Raw genomic sequence first — 16,768 nt, 5'->3', positions numbered from 1 at the left:
GCCAATTTGTGGCCGCGAGACGAACACATTGTGGATTCGGCGGGTGACGTTAGGTCAGTCGGCCATGGCAGTGTTTGAACTTCTTGCCCGAGCCACACGGGCACGGATCATTTCGCGACGGGTTGCCCCAGGTCGATGGATCGCTTTCGTCGAACCCGGGAAGCGCATCGCCCGAAGCCGCAGCCTCGGCCTTGGCTTCGGCCTGTTTCGCGGCCTTGTCCACGGCCTCCTGCGCCTGAGCCTGCTGCCCTGCCATCTGCGCCAGCATTTCTTTCTGTTCTTCTTCGGTCAGCGGACGTACGCGTGACAATTGCTGTGTCACGGTTTCGCGCAGGGAATCCAGCATGCTTTCGAACAGCTGGAAGCTTTCGTTCTTGTATTCGTTCAGAGGATCGCGCTGGGCATAACCGCGGAACCCAACGACCGAGCGCAGATGTTCCAGGGTCAGCAGATGCTCGCGCCATTTGCTGTCGATGGTCTGAAGCAGAACCTGCTTTTCGATGTTGCGCATGTTTTCAGGGCCAAAGGCGACGGCCTTCTGGGCCATCATCTCATCCGCAGCCTTGATCAGACGTTCGCGTACCTGCTCGTCATCCACGCCTTCTTCGGCGGCCCAGTCCTGAACCGGGACGTCCATGTTCAGCTTGTCCTTTATCGCCTCGTGCAGGCCCTCGGTATCCCACTGATCCGCATAGGATTTCGGTGGCATGTATTCGTCAATCAGGTCGTCAATCACCTGTTCGCGCATATCCGAGACGATCTCGGACAGGTCGTTCGCAGACATGATCTCGCGGCGCTGGCTGAAGATCACCTTCCGCTGGTCGTTCATCACGTCGTCGAACTTCAGAACGTTCTTGCGCATGTCAAAGTTGCGGCCTTCGACCTTGGATTGCGCGCGTTCCAGCGATTTGTTCACCCAGGGGTGAATGATCGCTTCGCCTTCCTTCATGCCCAGCGTGGTCAATACCTTGTCCAGCCGTTCCGAGCCGAAGATGCGCATCAGGTCATCTTCGAGGCTCAGGTAAAACACCGTTCGGCCCGGATCGCCCTGACGGCCGGAACGACCGCGCAGCTGGTTGTCGATTCGACGGCTTTCGTGGCGTTCGGATGCCATGACGTAAAGGCCGCCAGCAGCCAGAACCTTTTCCTTTTCCTCGGCGTGGCGTGCTTCTTCGGCGGCCCGCAGTTCAGACGGATCCGCGTCTGGATTCTCGGCAATCGCTTTCATCACCTTCATATCTACATTGCCGCCAAGCTGAATGTCGGTGCCGCGACCGGCCATGTTGGTGGCGATGGTTACTGCACCCAGACGACCGGCATCAGCAACGATCTGTGCCTCTTGTTCGTGCTGGCGGGCGTTCAGAACGTTGTGCTTGATACCTTCTTTGGTCAGCATCTGGCTGAGCAGTTCGGATTTTTCGATCGACGTGGTCCCCAGCAGAACCGGCTGGCCCTTTTCCTGCGCCTTTTTCGTCTCGGCGATCATCGCATTGTATTTTTCGGCGGCCGTACGATAGACCTGATCATCTTCGTCGATACGGGCAATCGGCAGGTTGGTCGGAACTTCGACCACGCCCAGACCGTAGATCTCGGCAAATTCTTCGGCTTCGGTCAACGCGGTGCCGGTCATGCCGCTCAGTTTGTCGTACAGGCGGAAATAGTTCTGGAATGTCACGCTTGCCAATGTGACGTTTTCCGGCTGGATCTGAACCTTTTCCTTGGCTTCGATCGCCTGATGCAGACCTTCGGACAGGCGACGCCCCGGCATCATGCGGCCGGTGAATTCATCGATCAGAACGACGTTGCCGTCGCGCACGATGTAATCCTTGTCGCGCTGGAACAGCTTGTGTGCACGCAGCGCCTGGTTGACGTGATGCACGACGGTGGTGCTTTCCGGATCATACAGGGAATGGCCTTCGGGAATCAGGCCGGCCTGAAGCAGCTGTGCCTCAAGAAATTCGTTGCCTTCATCGGTAAAGGTCACATTGCGCGATTTTTCGTCCAGGGTGTAATGATCATCGCTCAGCGTCGGGATCAGGGCATCAATGGCGGTGTACAAATCCGACCGGTCCTGCGCAGGACCCGAGATGATCAGCGGCGTCCGCGCTTCATCGATCAGGATCGAGTCGACCTCGTCCACAATCGCAAAGTTGTGATGTTTCTGGTAAACCTGCTCCAGATCCGCCTTCATATTGTCGCGCAGATAGTCGAAGCCCAGCTCATTGTTGGTGGCATACGTGATGTCACAGGAATACGCGGCCAGTTTTTCCGCGTCGGGCTGGCCGGACCAGATCACACCAGTTGTCATGCCTACGGCCGCAAACACCTTGCCCATCCATTCCGCGTCACGTTTGGCCAGGTATTCGTTCACCGTGACGACATGCACGCCCTTGCCGGTCAGCGCGTTCAAATAGGCCGGGAAGGTGGCGACCAGAGTCTTGCCTTCGCCCGTCTTCATTTCCGAGATGTTGCCCTGATGCAGGAAAATGCCGCCCATCAGCTGCACGTCAAAGGCCCGCAGGCCAAGTGCGCGCTTGGCGCCTTCGCGTACGTTGGCAAAGGCCTCGGGCAGCAGGTCGTCCAGGCTTTCCCCATCCAGTGCGCGCTTGCGCAGGTCTTCGGTCTTGTCGATCAGACCTTGATCTGAAAGCTTTTCAAACTCTGGCTCCAGCGCATTGATCTTTTCGACCAGAGGGCGGGTCGCCTTGATCTTGCGGTCGTTCGGTGTTCCGAACACCTTTTTGGCGAGCGTTCCGAGTCCCAGCATGTTCACTCCAGAGGATCTGTTCTTTTCGTGGTTGCGACAGGCTTGCCCACCTTGCGCGCAACCCATAGATACGGGGGGTGAAAGGCGGCCCTGTCCAAGGCTTCAAAGCGATGTAAGCGGCAGGTTCCAGAGTGTCAACGCCGCGCCCTGTCGCGGCAAGAAAATAGGATGATTCAATGCCCAAAGGTCTCACTTTTCTGCCATCGCTGGCCCTGGCCGCCGTGATGGCCCTGCCGCTGGCCGCCGAAACCCAGCCGGATGCGTCGACGGTGGTCGCTCGGGTAAACGGGGATGAGATCACATTGGGTCACGTGATCGCCACCGTCGCTTCTCTGCCACCGCAATATCAACAGGCGGAAGACGACGTGCTGTTCGATTTCGTTCTGGAACAGCTGATCCAGCAGCAATTGCTGGGACAGCAACAGGACGGCCTGAGCAAGCAAAACGCGCTGACACTCGACAATGAAAAGCGGTCGCTTCAGGCGGTTCAGACGGTGGCGGCCCTGACCAACGATGTCGTCACAGAGGAAGCCATTCGGGCCGCTTACGATGCGCGTTTCAATGATTTTGCGGGTGAAGACGAATTCGACGCCAGCCATATTCTGGTGGAATCGGAAGAAGAAGCCAAAGCGCTCAAGACTCAGCTTGATGATGGTGTAGATTTTGCGGAACTTGCCCGCGAGAACTCGACCGGTCCGTCCGGCCCGAATGGTGGCGCGCTGGGATGGTTCGGAAAAGGCCAGATGGTACCTGAATTCGAGGCAGCAGTGATCGCGCTGGAAAAAGGGCAGGTGTCGGCTCCGGTGCAAACACAATTTGGCTGGCATCTGGTCAAGCTGAACGACAAGCGCAAAACCGAAGCCCCCGAACTGGACGCGGTGCGCGATGAGCTGGCCCAAACGATCCAGCAAGATGCCATTCAGGCGCGGATCGACGAGTTGACGCAGCAGGCACAGATCGAACGCCCCGCGCTGGAAGGCGCAGGCCCCGAGATCATGCGCCAGCTGGACCTGATTCAGGAGTAAAGACCAGTGGCCACGATCACGAAGGTTTCGCCGCTGGCGCCGGCGTCTTTCCCTGAACTGCCTGCGATTGACGGTGTGCGTTTTGCCACCGTCGAAGCGGGTGTGCGCTATCAGGGTCGCACGGATGTCATGCTGGCTGTTCTTGATCCGGGCACGTCGGTGGCGGGTGTCTTCACCCGCTCGGCCACCCGCGCGGCACCGGTTCTGGATTGTCAGGAGAAAATCGGCGGCCCCAGCGATGGACCTGCGGCGATCCTTGTGAACTCGGGCAACGCCAACGCCTTTACCGGGCATTATGGCCAGACATCGGTTGCCGAGGTGACGCAGGCCGTTTCCAAAGCGACCGGTGTCCCCGTCGAACGGGTCTTTACCTCGTCCACCGGTGTCATCGGTGAACCGCTGCCGCATGATCGCATCATCTCGCAGCTTGAGGCGTTGAAATCCGGCCTCAGCCGCCATGCAATCGAAGACGCCGCGCGGGCGATCATGACGACGGACACGTTCCCGAAAGGGGCGAGCGCACAGGTCGAAATCGGTGGCAAAACAGTCTCTATTGCAGGGATTGCGAAGGGTTCTGGAATGATCGCGCCAGACATGGCGACGATGCTGGTCTATACCTTCACCGACGCACGGGTTGAGCAATCGGCGTTGCAGGAAATGCTGAGTGCCCAGACAGATCGCACCTTCAACTGCATCACTGTGGACAGCGACACCTCGACCTCGGATACGCTGCTTTTGTGCGCCACCGGGGCCTCGGGCGTCGATGCCACCGCCAACGCTGCATTTGCCGAGGCGCTGGAAGGCGTGATGCTGGATCTGGCGCAACAAGTGGTGCGTGACGGGGAAGGCGCCACGAAATTCGTGGAAATCCGCGTGACCGGAGCCGCCTCGGACGCTGACGCCAAGACCCACGGTCTGGCCATCGCCAACTCCCCTCTGGTGAAAACTGCCATTGCCGGTGAGGACCCGAACTGGGGCCGTATTGTCATGGCCATCGGCAAGTCGGGCGCGGCGGCCGATCGCGACAAGCTCAGCATTTCCTTCGGTGATATTCTTGTGGCCGAGAACGGCTGGGTCAGTCCCAACTACCGCGAAGAGGACGCCGCCGAATACATGAAAGGCCAGGATTTGGTGATTGCCGTTGATCTGGGGCTGGGCGAGGGGAAATCCACCGTCTGGACCTGTGATCTGACCCACGGCTATATCGAGATCAACGCGGATTATCGCTCGTGAGAACCGTGTTAGTCTCTGCTGTCGCCCTGATCGACATCGAGGGCCGCGTGCTGCTGGCCCAACGCCCAGAAGGCAAATCCATGGCCGGATTGTGGGAATTCCCCGGCGGCAAGATCGAGCCCGGCGAAACCCCCGAGGCCGCCCTGATCCGTGAATTGCACGAGGAACTGGGCATTGACACCTGGGCCTCGTGCTTGGCGCCGCTGACCTTTGCCAGCCACAGCTATGACGATTTCCACCTGCTGATGCCGCTGTTTGCCTGCCGCAAATGGGACGGCATCCCGCAGTCGAAAGAGGGTCAGGCGCTGAAATGGGTGCGCGCGAAAGATCTGCGGAACTACCCGATGCCGGCTGCCGATGTGCCGCTGATTCCGATTTTACGGGATTGGCTTTAAGCGTTACTTAGACCCTGAATCGGCCTATTCGTCATAAGCACTCAAATCCTCTGGGGCGTGAAGCAGTGTGCCCTCGTACTTCGTCAGATCGTCTTCGATACGCAGCCATGGAAGTTTGCTTTGGTAGTTGACGTGGAAGGTCGGAACAAAGTCCTCTGGGTATTCCATTGAAGCGGCATATAAATGCATCCCGCCAGGGTAATGGTCTGCTTCAAAACCAACTGGAGAACCACAATCGCGGCAGAAATGCCGAAATACACCTTTTGAGCTTTCCAGTGTTTTGGGTGCTTGGGCAGTCCATTTGAAGTTCCGAAGTGGAACACCCAACCATGCAACTATGGGTGCGGCACAGTTTCGACGGCAATCATCGCAATGGCAGTAGCACGCCCATGTCACATCCCCGATAAACTCCCATTTCGTATTTTTGCACAGGCAATTGCCTCGCGTTGTCATGCCAAGCTCCTTGTTCATTTGCCAATGTGTATTGGCACGCCCATTGGCCCAAGACTGTTTGAAAGCGGACAGTTAAAGTACAAAACACGACTAGAATATGCGGTTTGAAACAGGATCAGACGATCACCCCTCCATTGTTACAATTCGTAAGAATTGAGAAAACATCACGAAAAAGTTGACGCTGATCGTCCTCCTTGTCCTTAATCGGGGCAACAGCGTTCCGGTCTGACCCGGCGACGCCGTTCCGGCCCGACCCGGGGCCGGATGGGGAGGAGAGATAGAATTGGCTCAGACGCAGTCGGGCGCCGAAGGGATGCACTCCCTTCCGGCGCTGCTACATCGCAATGCGACGCAGTTCGGGGATGCCCCGGCTTACCGCGAAAAGGAATTCGGGATCTGGCAATGCTGGACCTGGGCGGAAACGGTCGCCGAGATCCGCGCGCTGGCGCTTGGACTTCTTGAACTTGGCGTTGAAAAGGGTGACCACATCGCCGTAATCGGGCGCAACCGTCCCGCACATTACTGGTCAATGGTTGCGGCGCAGATGGTCGGTGCCATTCCGGTCCCTCTCTATCAAGACGCGGTTGCCGAAGAGATGGCCTATGTGCTGGAGCATTGCGGAGCGAAATATGTCGTCTGCGGCGATCAGGAACAGGTCGACAAGGTCATCGAGATTCAGGAAAACCTGCATCAGGTCAAACACATCCTCTATACCGACAAGCGCGGTATGCGGAAATACGACCACAGCCAGATGAATGCCCTTGACGACATCAAGGCCGAGGGCAGCGCCGGTCATGCGCGTTTCGACGCCGAACTGGACAGGCGCATCGGCGAGATCACCTATGACGACACCTGCGTGATGCTTTATACCTCGGGTACCACGGGCAAGCCCAAGGGCGTGGTGCTGTCGAACCGCAACGTGATCGAAAGTGCAAAGAACTCAGCCGAATTCGACCACCTGACCCGCAACGAGGACATCCTGTCCTATCTGCCGATGGCCTGGGTCGGGGATTTCATCTTTTCCATCGGTCAGGCTTATTGGTGCGGGTTCTGCGTGAACTGCCCCGAAAGCGCCGACACGATGATGACTGACCTGCGCGAGATCGGGCCGACCTATTTCTTCGCGCCGCCGCGGGTCTTCGAGACCCAGCTGACCAATGTGATGATCCGAATGGAGGATGCCAGCAAGCTCAAGCAGCGCATGTTCCACTACTTCATGGCGCATGCCAAGAAGGTCGGCGGCCGGTTGCTGGATGGCAAGCCGGTGAGCTTGGGTGACAAGGTGAAATATGCGCTGGGCAATCTGTTGGTTTACGGGCCGCTCAAAGACACGCTGGGATATGGGCGCTTTCGGGTGGGCTATACGGCGGGTGAGGCGATCGGGCCGGAGATCTTTGATTTCTATCGCTCTTTAGGCATCAACCTGAAACAGTTGTACGGCCAGACCGAGGCGACCGTGTTCATCACCGTCCAGCCCGACGGCGAGGTGCGCGCCGACACCGTTGGCGTCCCGGCCCCCGATGTCGAGATCAGGATCGACGACAAGGGCGAGATACATTACCGCTCGCCCGGTGTGTTCGTCGAATACTTCAAGAACCCGGACTCGACCGCATCGACCAAGGACGCTGAGGGCTGGGTGGCCACGGGCGACGCGGGGTTCATCGAGGAAAGCTCGGGTCATCTGCGGATCATCGACCGCGCCAAGGACGTGGGCAAGATGGCCGACGGGTCGATGTTCGCTCCGAAATATGTCGAGAACAAGCTGAAGTTCTATCCGGATATTCTGGAGGCGGTGATGTTCGGCAATGGCAAGGATCGTTGCGTGGCCTTCATCAATATCGATCTGACCGCGGTCGGCAACTGGGCCGAACGCAACAACGTGGCCTATGCCTCGTATCAGGAACTGGCGGGACATCCGCGCGTGTTAGAGACGATCAAGGCCCATGTGGAAGAGGTGAACAAGTCGGTCGCCGCTGACGAGATGCTGTCGGGTTGTCAGGTGCACCGCTTTGTGGTGCTGCACAAGGAACTGGATGCCGATGATGGCGAGATGACCCGGACCCGCAAGGTGCGGCGCGGGTTTGTCGAGGACAAGTTCAGCGACATCATTGCCGCGCTTTATGACGGGTCCAAGACGGTTTCGACCACGACCGAGGTGACCTATGAGGATGGTCGCAAGGGATCGATCTCGGCGACGCTGGAGATCGTTGACGCGCCGGTTGTTCCCGTCGCCCAACACAAGGTTGCCGCAGAATGAGGGCCGTACGAGCGCCGCTCGACCTGCGGTCATCGCCCCGCCCGCCGTCCCGTTTTCGCGCAAGTCAGGGAGTGACCGATGCTGGATAATTCCGAAGGATATGTCACCGAAGACGGTCGCAAGATCGGCGGTGTGGTGATGGAAATGAAGAACATCACTCTGCGCTTTGGCGGTGTGGTGGCGATCAAGGATATCTCGTTCGATATCCGCGAGGGCGAGATCCGCGCCATCATCGGGCCGAACGGCGCCGGGAAATCCTCGATGCTGAACGTGATCTCGGGCTTCTATGTTCCGCAGGAAGGCGAGGTCTGGTTCCATGGGTCCAGACGCCCGCCGATGCGGCCTTTTGAAGTCGCCCAGCAGGGAATCGCGCGGACGTTTCAGAACATCGCCCTGTTCGAGGGTATGAGCGTTCTGGACAACGTGATGACGGGTCGTCTGAACTTTATGAAGACCAACATCCTCCAGCAGGCGATCTGGCGCGGCAAGGCCGAAGCGGAAGAGGTGCAAAACCGCGAGGCGGTCGAGAAGATCATCGACTTCCTTGAGGTTCAGCACATTCGTAAAACGCCTGTGTCGCGCTTGCCGTATGGCCTGAAAAAACGCGTCGAACTGGCGCGGGCGTTGGCGGCGGAACCCAAACTATTGCTGTTGGATGAACCGATGGCGGGCATGAACGTCGAAGAGAAAGAGGACATGAGCCGCTTTATCCTGGACGTGAATGATGAGTTCGGGACCACGATTGCTTTGATCGAGCACGATATGGGCGTTGTGATGGATCTCAGCGACCGGGTGGTCGTGATGGATTACGGCAAGAAGATCGGCGACGGCACACCCGACGAGGTGCGCAACAACCAGGAAGTCATCGACGCCTATCTGGGGGTCAGCCATGATTAAGCTCTGGGCAGAATTGGGGAGGGGCTGGCATGCCTGAACAACTTATCTTCGCGATGGAGGTCATCCTCAACGGTCTGATGGCCGGGGTGCTCTATGCGCTGGTCGCGCTGGGCTTTGTGCTGATCTACAAGGCGTCCGGTATTTTCAATTACGCCCAAGGGGTTATGGCCCTGTTCGCGGCCATGACGCTGGTCGGGATCATGAATGGGCAGGTGCCGTTTGCGCATCTGATCAACGCGACTTTCGGCACCCATATCCATTATTTCGGGTGGAATGTGCCAGCGTTGTTTGCGATCATTCTGACGATGGGTGTGATGGTGTTGCTGGCCTGGGCCGTGCAGCGGTTCGTCATGCGCCATCTGGTGGGGCAGGAACCGATCATTCTGTTTATGGCGACCATTGGTCTGGCGTACTTCCTTGAAGGCGTGGCCGACCTGATGTGGGGGTCTGAAATCAAGACGCTGGATGTGGGTCTGCCGCAGGGCATCAATCTGTGGATTGACGAGACCACCTATAACATCTTCGACTACGGCTTCTTCATCGACAATCTGGACATCGTGGCAACGATCATTGCGGCGCTGTTGGTGGCCGCTCTGGTGGCGTTCAGCCAGTACACCAAGCAGGGCCGGGCCATGCGCGCGGTGGCGGATGACCATCAGGCGGCACTGTCGGTGGGCATTTCTCTGAACTTTATCTGGATCATGGTCTGGTCGGTCGCGGGCTTTGTCGCGCTGGTCGCGGGGATCATGTGGGGCACCAAATCGGGGGTCCAGTTCTCGCTGTCTTTGATCGCGCTCAAGGCGCTGCCGGTGCTGATGCTGGGCGGGTTCACCTCGATCCCCGGTGCCATCGTGGGCGGTCTGATCATCGGCGTGGGTGAAAAGCTGTTCGAATTCGCAATCGGACCGATGGTCGGCGGCGCAACCGAGAACTGGTTTGCCTATGTGCTGGCGCTGATCTTCCTTGTGTTCAGGCCGCAAGGCCTGTTCGGAGAAAAGATCATCGAGAGGGTGTAGGGCATGACCAAGCTGATCGCCATCATCAACGTGATCGCATGGGCGGGGTTCTGGGCCTTTGGCTACATCGCCCTCACATCAGACGATCTGACCGAAGGCCAACTGACGATTGCAGCGATCCTGGCCTTTGCAGGGCTGATCATGGGGGTTCTGGCCTACTTGAAGCTGGTGCGCGCCTCGGAGGCGAGCGGATATGCCAAAGGGTCCAATCAACTGGACGCCGAAGCCCGGAACCGGGCACAGGAACAATGGGGAAAGTAAGACATGTTCTATCGTGAGGCCGGAGATTTCAAAACCTCCTACGTGGATGACAGCCAGACTTTCCCGATCAAGTTCGATCGGTATCGGTACTATGTGGTGCTGGCGGTGGCCTTCGGGATCATCCCGTTCATCATCAACGACTATTGGGCCAACGCACTTCTGCTGCCCTTCCTGATCTATGCGATCGCGGCCATTGGGCTGAACATTCTTGTGGGGTATTGCGGGCAGGTCAGCCTGGGTACCGGGGGGTTCATGGCCGTTGGGGCCTATGCCTGCTACAAGCTGATGACCGCCTTTCCAGACGTGTCGATGTTCATCCACGTGATCCTGGCCGGTGGCATCACTGCCATCGTGGGCGTGCTGTTCGGCTTGCCATCCTTGCGGATCAAGGGGTTTTATCTTGCGGTGGCGACGCTGGCGGCGCAGTTCTTTCTGGTCTGGCTGTTCAACCGGGTGCCGTGGTTCTACAACTACTCGGCTTCGGGGCAGATCAACGCGCCGGAACGCGATGTGTTCGGCATCATCATCACCGGTCCGAATGCATCGGCTTGGGCCACCTATCTGTTCTGTCTGATTTTCCTGACCGCCTGCGCCATCGTTGCGCGCAACCTGACACGTGGTACGACAGGGCGGACATGGATGGCGATCCGCGACATGGACATCGCCGCCGAGATCATCGGGGTGAACCCTCTCAAGGCGAAACTGACGGCCTTTGCCGTAAGCTCGTTCTTCGTGGGCATCGCGGGCGCGCTGTTTTTCGCGGTCTATCTGGGCGCGGTCGAGGTCGGCGAGGTGTTCGGGATCCAGAAATCGTTCCTGGTTCTGTTCATGGTCATTATCGGCGGATTAGGGTCTATTTTCGGATCCTTTGCCGGGGCCGCTTTCCTGGTGTTGCTGCCGGTGGTTCTGAAACTTGTTGGCGTTGATTTGCTGGGCTGGCCCACTGACATCGTCGCGCATCTTAACTTGGTGATCGTGGGTGCGCTGATCATCATGTTCCTGATCCTAGAACCACACGGGCTGGCACAGCTATGGCGCGTGGCGAAAGAGAAACTCAGACTCTGGCCGTTCCCGCACTAAGGGGCAGGCCCAAGGAAAAGACGGGTGCGAAGCCCGAAACTCAACATCGGATCAATCAAGGGAGGACACACCCGATGAACAAGAAACTGGCAACCCTGGCGCTGGGCGCCGTGATGGCCGCAGGTCCGGTCATGGCCGACCTGGTGTTCCCATCGCTCAGCTACCGGACTGGCCCATACGCAGCGGGCGGCATTCCGTTCGCGGATGGCTATGCGGACTATTTCACCCTGCTGAACGAACGCGATGGCGGTATCGGTGGCGTTCCGGCCAAGGTTATCGAGTGCGAAACCGGCTATAACACCGAAAAAGGTGTTGAATGCTATGAATCGACCAAGGGTGAAGGCGCCCTGGTCTATCAGCCTCTGTCGACCGGCATCACCTATCAGCTAATCCCGAAAGTAACGGCAGACGGTATCCCGCTGCACACGATGGGCTATGGCCGGACTTCGGCTGCCAACGGCAAGGTGTTCAGCCATGTGTTCAACTATCCGGCCAACTATTGGAACGGTGCGTCCGGCGCGATCAACTATCTGCTGGATGAAAATGGCGGAGATCTGAGCGGCAAGAAGATTGCGCTGGTCTATCACAACTCTGCCTACGGCAAAGAACCGATCCGCACACTTGAAACCCTGGCCGAAAAGCATGGCTATGAACTGACCCTGCTGCCCGTTGACCATCCCGGTCAGGAGCAAAAGTCGCAGTGGTTGCAGATCCGCCGTGAAAAGCCTGACTATGTCATCATGTGGGGCTGGGGCGTCATGAACCAGGTTGCGGTTCAGGAAGCCGCCAACATCCGCTTCCCGATGGAAAATTTCATCGGTGTCTGGTGGTCGGGCGCGGAATTCGACGTTGAGCCGGCAGGTGAAAAAGCCAATGGCTATAAAGCGTTGACCTTCACCGGTCTGGGAATGGACTATCCGGTCTACGACGATCTGAAGAAATACGTTGTGGATGCGGGCAAAGCCGCCGGCGCAGGTGATCAGCTGGGAACGGTTCAGTACAACCGTGGTCTCTATGCCGCGATGTTGGCAGCCGAAGCCGTGAAGACCGCACAGGAGATGCACGGAACCGCCGATATCGACGCATCGATGATGCGTGACGGAATGGAAGCGCTGGAGATCACCAATGCCAAGATGGAAGGTCTGGGCATGGCAGGTTTTGGACCCGAATTCACGGTAAGCTGTGAAAACCATGGTGGCCCCGGCCTTGTGGGCGTCGTTCAGTGGGATGCGGCAGCAGGAACCTGGAACCCGGTTCAGGATTTCAAACCGACCGATGTCGAGGTGATCAGTGCGCTGATCGAAGAAGACTCGGGCGCTTATGCGGCTGAAAACAACATCTCTCCGCGGTGTGAATGACAAACTGATCGCCTCGGAATCCCGGGGCGGTGCAGACAACCGGAGCGGCGGTTTGCCGCCGCTCCTCACGAACAGTCCCGAAGGGGACAGGCATGAGGACACGCGCTGATGCTTGATGCGGCACAAACCACTGACGTGCAGGCGGAAACCCTGCTTGAGGTCAACAATATCGAGGTGATCTACAACCACGTGATCCTCGTGCTGAAGGGCGTAAGCCTGACTGTGCCCAAGGGCGGTATCACGGCCTTGCTGGGGGGCAATGGCGCGGGCAAGACGACCACGCTCAAAGCAGTCTCTAACCTGCTGCATTCAGAACGCGGCGAGGTCACGAAAGGCACGATCAAGTATCGTGGCCAAAGCGTACACGAAAGCGACCCCGCCGTATTGGTTGAAAAAGGCGTGATTCAGGTGATGGAAGGCCGTCACTGTTTCGAACACCTGACGGTTGAAGAAAACCTGCTGACGGGCGCGTATACCCGCAAGGACGGCAGCGCAGCGATCCAGCAGGATCTGGAGCTGGTCTACAATTACTTTCCCCGCCTGAAAGAGCGCCGCCGCTCGCAGGCAGGTTATACGTCGGGTGGTGAACAGCAGATGGTCGCCATGGGCCGGGCACTGATGTCGCGCCCCGAGACAATCCTGCTGGACGAACCTTCGATGGGACTGGCGCCGCAGTTGGTCGAAGAAATTTTCGGTATCGTGAAGGATCTCAACGAGAAAGAGGGCGTTTCCTTCCTGTTGGCCGAGCAGAACACAAATGTTGCCCTTCGGTTCGCGCATTACGGATACATTTTGGAATCCGGGCGCGTTGTGATGGATGGCCCGGCCGCAGAACTGCGCGAGAATCCGGATGTCAAAGAATTCTACCTCGGCATGTCTGACGAAGGCCGCAAGAGTTTTCGCGATGTGCGGTCCTATCGTCGCCGCAAGAGGTGGCTGTGAGCGGATGGAGGATATCGCGATGACCTATTTCGACGCACTCGAAACACGCTCGGCGGACGAACGCGCTTCGGATCAGGCTGCAGCTCTGGTAGAGCAGATCAAGCGTGCTGCATCTGCACCCGGGTTTGCTGCACATTTTTCTGATTCAGACACTAACAAGGTGATTTCGGCAGATGATTTGCCGATGCTGCCGGTGCTGCGCAAGTCGGACCTGATCCGCGCGCAGGCGGAGCGCCCCCCTTTTGGTGGTTTCACCGTGAGGCCTGCGCGCCACTTTCATCACGTGTTCCAGTCCCCCGGGCCGATCTATGAACCGGGCAGCACCGATCACGACTGGTGGCGTATGGGCCGGTTCCTGCATGCCGCTGGTGTTGCAGCTGGCGATATTGTTCAGAACTGCTTTGGCTATCACCTGACGCCGGCTGGCATGATCTTTGAAAACGGTGCCCGCGCAGTTGGTGCTGCCGTTTTGCCGGCGGGAACCGGGCAGACCGAACTGCAGGTGACAGCCGCGCGTGACGTTGGCTGCACCGCCTATGCGGGCACTCCTGATTATCTAAAGGTCATCCTGGACAAGGCCGACGAGATGGGCGTTTCGCTGAATTTCTCCAAGGCCGCTGTTGGTGGTGGCGCGCTGTTCCCGTCCCTGCGGCAGGAATATGCGGATCGCGGTATTTCGTGCCTGCAATGCTATGCGACGGCGGATCTGGGTAACATCGCCTATGAAAGCGCCGCGATGGAAGGGATGATCATCGACGAACACGTGATCGTCGAAATCGTGACGCCCGGAACCGGAACGCCGGTAGAGCCGGGCGAGGTGGGCGAAGTTGTCGTGACCTCTCTCAACCCGGACTACCCGCTGATCCGCTTTGCGACCGGGGATCTTTCTGCCGTCATGCCGGGTGTCTCGCCCTGTGGCCGGACCAACACCCGGATCAAAGGCTGGATGGGTCGCGCCGATCAGACCACCAAGATCAAGGGAATGTTCGTACGTCCGGAGCAGGTTGCGGCCCTGGTCGACAAGCATGAGGAAATTGTCAAAGCCCGCGTCATCGCAGCCCGCCAGGGTGAGATGGACACGATGACTGTCCGGATCGAAAGCCCACGCGGTGACGACCCGGCATACGCCAAGTCAGTGGCCGAATTGTTGAAACTGAAAGGTGCGATCGAGGTCGTGGCACCCGGATCCCTTCCCAAGGACGGGGTGGTGATCGAGGATCAGCGCGTCTACGAATAGCGGTGTTTTTCAGGTCTGCGGCAGATTGTGCCGCAGATTTGTTGACCGATGCACTGGTGTTTCCGAGCTTTTTGGTCGATTAAAGGCGAACCCTTCGCCTTTGCCAATCACAAGCCGGGATGATGGCCGAAATCGAGTTTTCACAGAACGGATCGCGCAATCGCGGTGTACGCGGTACCCGACTGCTGGCGGGGATCGCCTATGTCGTGGCTGCCGCATGCCTTTTGCCGATGATCGCCGTGGTCCTGGCGGCTGTAACCGGAGGAACGGACACGATCTCGCACCTGATGGAGACGGTGCTGCCTGGCTATATCGCGACGACCCTGATTCTTGTGGTCCTGGTCGCGGCCGGCACGTTCAGCATCGGCACCGGGGCGGCCTGGCTGGTAACGATGACCCGTTTTCCCGGCGTGCGGTTTCTAGAGATCGCACTGGTCCTTCCGCTGGCCTTTCCGGCTTATGTTCTGGCCTATGCCTACACTTTCATTCTGGATCACCCGGGCATCGTTCAAAGCACGCTGCGTGATGTAACGGGCTGGGGCCCGCGCGACTATTGGTTCCCGGAAATCCGCTCGACCGAGGGTGCGGCGGTCATGTTGATCCTGGTGCTTTACCCTTATGTCTATCTGCTTGCACGGGCTGCGTTCCTGCAACAAAGCGCAACCGCGTTTCTGGCGGCGCGGGCTCTGGGCAACAATCCATGGCTGGCTTTTCGGCGCGTGTCACTGCCGATGGCGCGACCCGCCATTGCAGGCGGCGTTCTGCTGGCCGTCATGGAGACCATCGCAGATTTCGGAACCGTGTCGTATTTCGGTGTGCAGACCTTTGCCACCGGGATCTACACAAGCTGGTTTTCCATGGCCGACCGAGCGGCGGCTGCACAACTTGCGCTATGCCTGCTGGTCTTTGCCCTGATCATGGCCGTGGCCGAGCGCACCCAGCGTGGCAAGGCAAAATACTATCAGGCCGGGAAACAGCATGTGGCGCAACCGGCGGCAAATCTGACGGGCCTGCGGGCCTGTGGCGCATTCCTGCTGTGTGCGATACCTGTTCTTTTCGGATTTTTGCTGCCTGTCATCATTTTGGTCGAGATGGGCCTGGAATCCGAACAGAACCTGCTGTCGCAGCGCTATATCGATTTCATTCAGAATTCTCTGATCCTTGCTGGTACGGCGGCGGTCATCACCGTTTTTGCGGCGATCAGCGTCGGGTTCTTTCAACGTCTGAGACCGGGGCGCGCCTCGTCTGCGACCGCCTATATGGCGCGTCTGGGATATGCCGTGCCCGGTGGTGTCATCGCGGTTGGTTTGATCGTCCCCTTCGCGAGCTTTGACAACGCGCTGGATGTGTGGATGCGGCAGACCTTCGACGTGTCCACGGGGCTGTTGGTTACAGGTTCGATCTGGCTGCTGGTCGCTGCCTACATGGTGCGGTTCCTGGCCGCTGCGCTCAGCGCATATGAGGGTGGCCAAAGCACGGTGCACGCCAATATGGATGCCGCAGCCCGCTCACTTGGTCAGACGCCGTTGGGAACACTGCGGCGTGTTCACCTGCCCATTCTGACCCCGTCTCTGTTGACGGCCCTGCTGATCGTGTTCGTTGACGTGATGAAGGAGCTTCCGGCCACGCTGATCATGCGCCCGTTCAATTTCGACACGTTGGCGGTGCAGGCATATCGATTGGCCTCGGACGAGAGATTGGAGGGCGCAGCTGTGCCTTCGCTGGTCATTCTGGCCGTAGGTCTGCTGCCGGTAATCCTGATCTGCCGTCAGGTCGGCCGACGGTAACACTTGTGTCGTAATTGTAAGACAACAGCGCATCAGGCTTGATTCAAATACGATTTCCGG

General features: G+C 58.5%; 14 protein-coding genes. 12 read left to right on the top strand and 2 right to left on the bottom strand.

Annotation, left to right across the window (positions count from 1 at the left end; genetic code table 11):
• Positions 1 to 49: 49 nt before the first annotated feature.
• Positions 50 to 2,767: a preprotein translocase subunit SecA gene (secA, locus tag GS620_RS14555; protein WP_171616580.1), complete on the bottom strand. Its 2,718-nt coding sequence runs from the start codon at positions 2,765 to 2,767 to the stop codon at positions 50 to 52.
• A gap of 176 nt (positions 2,768 to 2,943) precedes the next feature.
• Here secA and GS620_RS14550 point away from each other — a divergent pair, with 176 nt between their 5' ends.
• From GS620_RS14550 to mutT, 3 genes are read left to right on the top strand one after another with little or no spacing between them, the layout of a single operon-like run.
• Positions 2,944 to 3,792: a peptidylprolyl isomerase gene (locus GS620_RS14550; RefSeq protein WP_171616578.1), complete on the top strand. Its 849-nt coding sequence runs from the start codon at positions 2,944 to 2,946 to the stop codon at positions 3,790 to 3,792.
• 6 nt (positions 3,793 to 3,798) lie between these two features.
• Positions 3,799 to 5,025 carry a bifunctional glutamate N-acetyltransferase/amino-acid acetyltransferase ArgJ gene (gene argJ / locus GS620_RS14545; protein ID WP_171616576.1) on the top strand — a complete coding sequence of 409 codons (1,227 nt, stop codon included), beginning with the start codon at positions 3,799 to 3,801 and terminating at the stop codon, positions 5,023 to 5,025.
• Positions 5,022 to 5,420 (top strand): 8-oxo-dGTP diphosphatase MutT, encoded by a 399-nt coding sequence (gene mutT, locus GS620_RS14540; RefSeq protein WP_171616574.1) that lies wholly within the window; start codon positions 5,022 to 5,024, stop codon positions 5,418 to 5,420. Before argJ ends, mutT begins: the two co-directional genes overlap by 4 nt.
• 24 nt (positions 5,421 to 5,444) lie before the next feature.
• Here the strand turns inward: mutT and GS620_RS14535 are convergent, their stop codons facing one another.
• Complete coding sequence (locus GS620_RS14535) at positions 5,445 to 5,873, bottom strand: GFA family protein (RefSeq protein ID WP_253283952.1); 429 nt, start codon at positions 5,871 to 5,873, stop codon at positions 5,445 to 5,447.
• A gap of 313 nt (positions 5,874 to 6,186) precedes the next feature.
• On the opposite strand from GS620_RS14535, the gene GS620_RS14530 reads away from it, so the two are divergent.
• The 9 genes from GS620_RS14530 (at position 6,187) to GS620_RS14490 (ending at position 16,708) form a co-directional block, all read left to right on the top strand.
• Positions 6,187 to 8,130: an AMP-binding protein gene (locus GS620_RS14530; RefSeq protein WP_171616728.1), complete on the top strand. Its 1,944-nt coding sequence runs from the start codon at positions 6,187 to 6,189 to the stop codon at positions 8,128 to 8,130.
• A 78-nt stretch (positions 8,131 to 8,208) separates the two neighbouring features.
• Positions 8,209 to 9,027, top strand: coding sequence for an ABC transporter ATP-binding protein (locus tag GS620_RS14525; protein ID WP_171616570.1), 819 nt, complete (start codon positions 8,209 to 8,211; stop codon positions 9,025 to 9,027).
• A 29-nt stretch (positions 9,028 to 9,056) separates the two neighbouring features.
• Complete coding sequence (locus tag GS620_RS14520) at positions 9,057 to 10,043, top strand: branched-chain amino acid ABC transporter permease (protein ID WP_171616568.1); 987 nt, start codon at positions 9,057 to 9,059, stop codon at positions 10,041 to 10,043.
• A gap of 3 nt (positions 10,044 to 10,046) precedes the next feature.
• Positions 10,047 to 10,304: a hypothetical protein gene (locus tag GS620_RS14515; RefSeq protein ID WP_170345775.1), complete on the top strand. Its 258-nt coding sequence runs from the start codon at positions 10,047 to 10,049 to the stop codon at positions 10,302 to 10,304.
• A 3-nt stretch (positions 10,305 to 10,307) separates the two neighbouring features.
• A complete protein-coding gene (locus GS620_RS14510) occupies positions 10,308 to 11,384 on the top strand; it encodes a branched-chain amino acid ABC transporter permease (protein ID WP_152459551.1) in 1,077 nt (358 codons plus the stop codon).
• Between the two features lie 74 nt (positions 11,385 to 11,458).
• Positions 11,459 to 12,742: an ABC transporter substrate-binding protein gene (locus tag GS620_RS14505; RefSeq protein WP_171330598.1), complete on the top strand. Its 1,284-nt coding sequence runs from the start codon at positions 11,459 to 11,461 to the stop codon at positions 12,740 to 12,742.
• Positions 12,743 to 12,850: 108 nt separating this feature from the next.
• The gene (locus GS620_RS14500; protein ID WP_171171432.1) at positions 12,851 to 13,684 is read left to right on the top strand and encodes an ABC transporter ATP-binding protein; all 834 of its coding nucleotides are present in this window, start codon (positions 12,851 to 12,853) and stop codon (positions 13,682 to 13,684) included.
• Between the two features lie 19 nt (positions 13,685 to 13,703).
• Positions 13,704 to 14,921, top strand: a complete 1,218-nt coding sequence (locus GS620_RS14495) for a phenylacetate--CoA ligase family protein (RefSeq protein ID WP_171616566.1) — start codon at positions 13,704 to 13,706, stop codon at positions 14,919 to 14,921.
• A 122-nt stretch (positions 14,922 to 15,043) separates the two neighbouring features.
• Entirely contained in the window at positions 15,044 to 16,708 is a 1,665-nt protein-coding gene (locus tag GS620_RS14490) for an iron ABC transporter permease (protein WP_171616726.1), read from the top strand.
• The last annotated feature ends 60 nt before the right edge of the window (positions 16,709 to 16,768 follow it).

The organism is Ruegeria sp. HKCCD6428 (assembly GCF_013110595.1).
Classification (GTDB): Bacteria; Pseudomonadota; Alphaproteobacteria; order Rhodobacterales; family Rhodobacteraceae; genus Ruegeria.
This window is presented reverse-complemented; position numbering and strand designations above follow the sequence as displayed.

Excerpts from the sequence above, each read along its gene's own strand:
- secA (WP_171616580.1), bottom strand. The coding sequence starts at position 2,767 with ATGCTGGGACTCGGAACGCTCGCCAAAAAGGTGTTCGGAACACCGAAC.
- GS620_RS14550 (WP_171616578.1), top strand. The coding sequence starts at position 2,944 with ATGCCCAAAGGTCTCACTTTTCTGCCATCGCTGGCCCTGGCCGCCGTG.
- GS620_RS14535 (WP_253283952.1), bottom strand. The coding sequence starts at position 5,873 with ATGACAACGCGAGGCAATTGCCTGTGCAAAAATACGAAATGGGAGTTT.
- GS620_RS14530 (WP_171616728.1), top strand. The coding sequence starts at position 6,187 with ATGCACTCCCTTCCGGCGCTGCTACATCGCAATGCGACGCAGTTCGGG.
- GS620_RS14525 (WP_171616570.1), top strand. The coding sequence starts at position 8,209 with ATGCTGGATAATTCCGAAGGATATGTCACCGAAGACGGTCGCAAGATC.
- GS620_RS14520 (WP_171616568.1), top strand. The coding sequence starts at position 9,057 with ATGCCTGAACAACTTATCTTCGCGATGGAGGTCATCCTCAACGGTCTG.
- GS620_RS14515 (WP_170345775.1), top strand. The coding sequence starts at position 10,047 with ATGACCAAGCTGATCGCCATCATCAACGTGATCGCATGGGCGGGGTTC.
- GS620_RS14510 (WP_152459551.1), top strand. The coding sequence starts at position 10,308 with ATGTTCTATCGTGAGGCCGGAGATTTCAAAACCTCCTACGTGGATGAC.
- GS620_RS14505 (WP_171330598.1), top strand. The coding sequence starts at position 11,459 with ATGAACAAGAAACTGGCAACCCTGGCGCTGGGCGCCGTGATGGCCGCA.
- GS620_RS14500 (WP_171171432.1), top strand. The coding sequence starts at position 12,851 with ATGCTTGATGCGGCACAAACCACTGACGTGCAGGCGGAAACCCTGCTT.
- GS620_RS14495 (WP_171616566.1), top strand. The coding sequence starts at position 13,704 with ATGACCTATTTCGACGCACTCGAAACACGCTCGGCGGACGAACGCGCT.
- GS620_RS14490 (WP_171616726.1), top strand. The coding sequence starts at position 15,044 with ATGGCCGAAATCGAGTTTTCACAGAACGGATCGCGCAATCGCGGTGTA.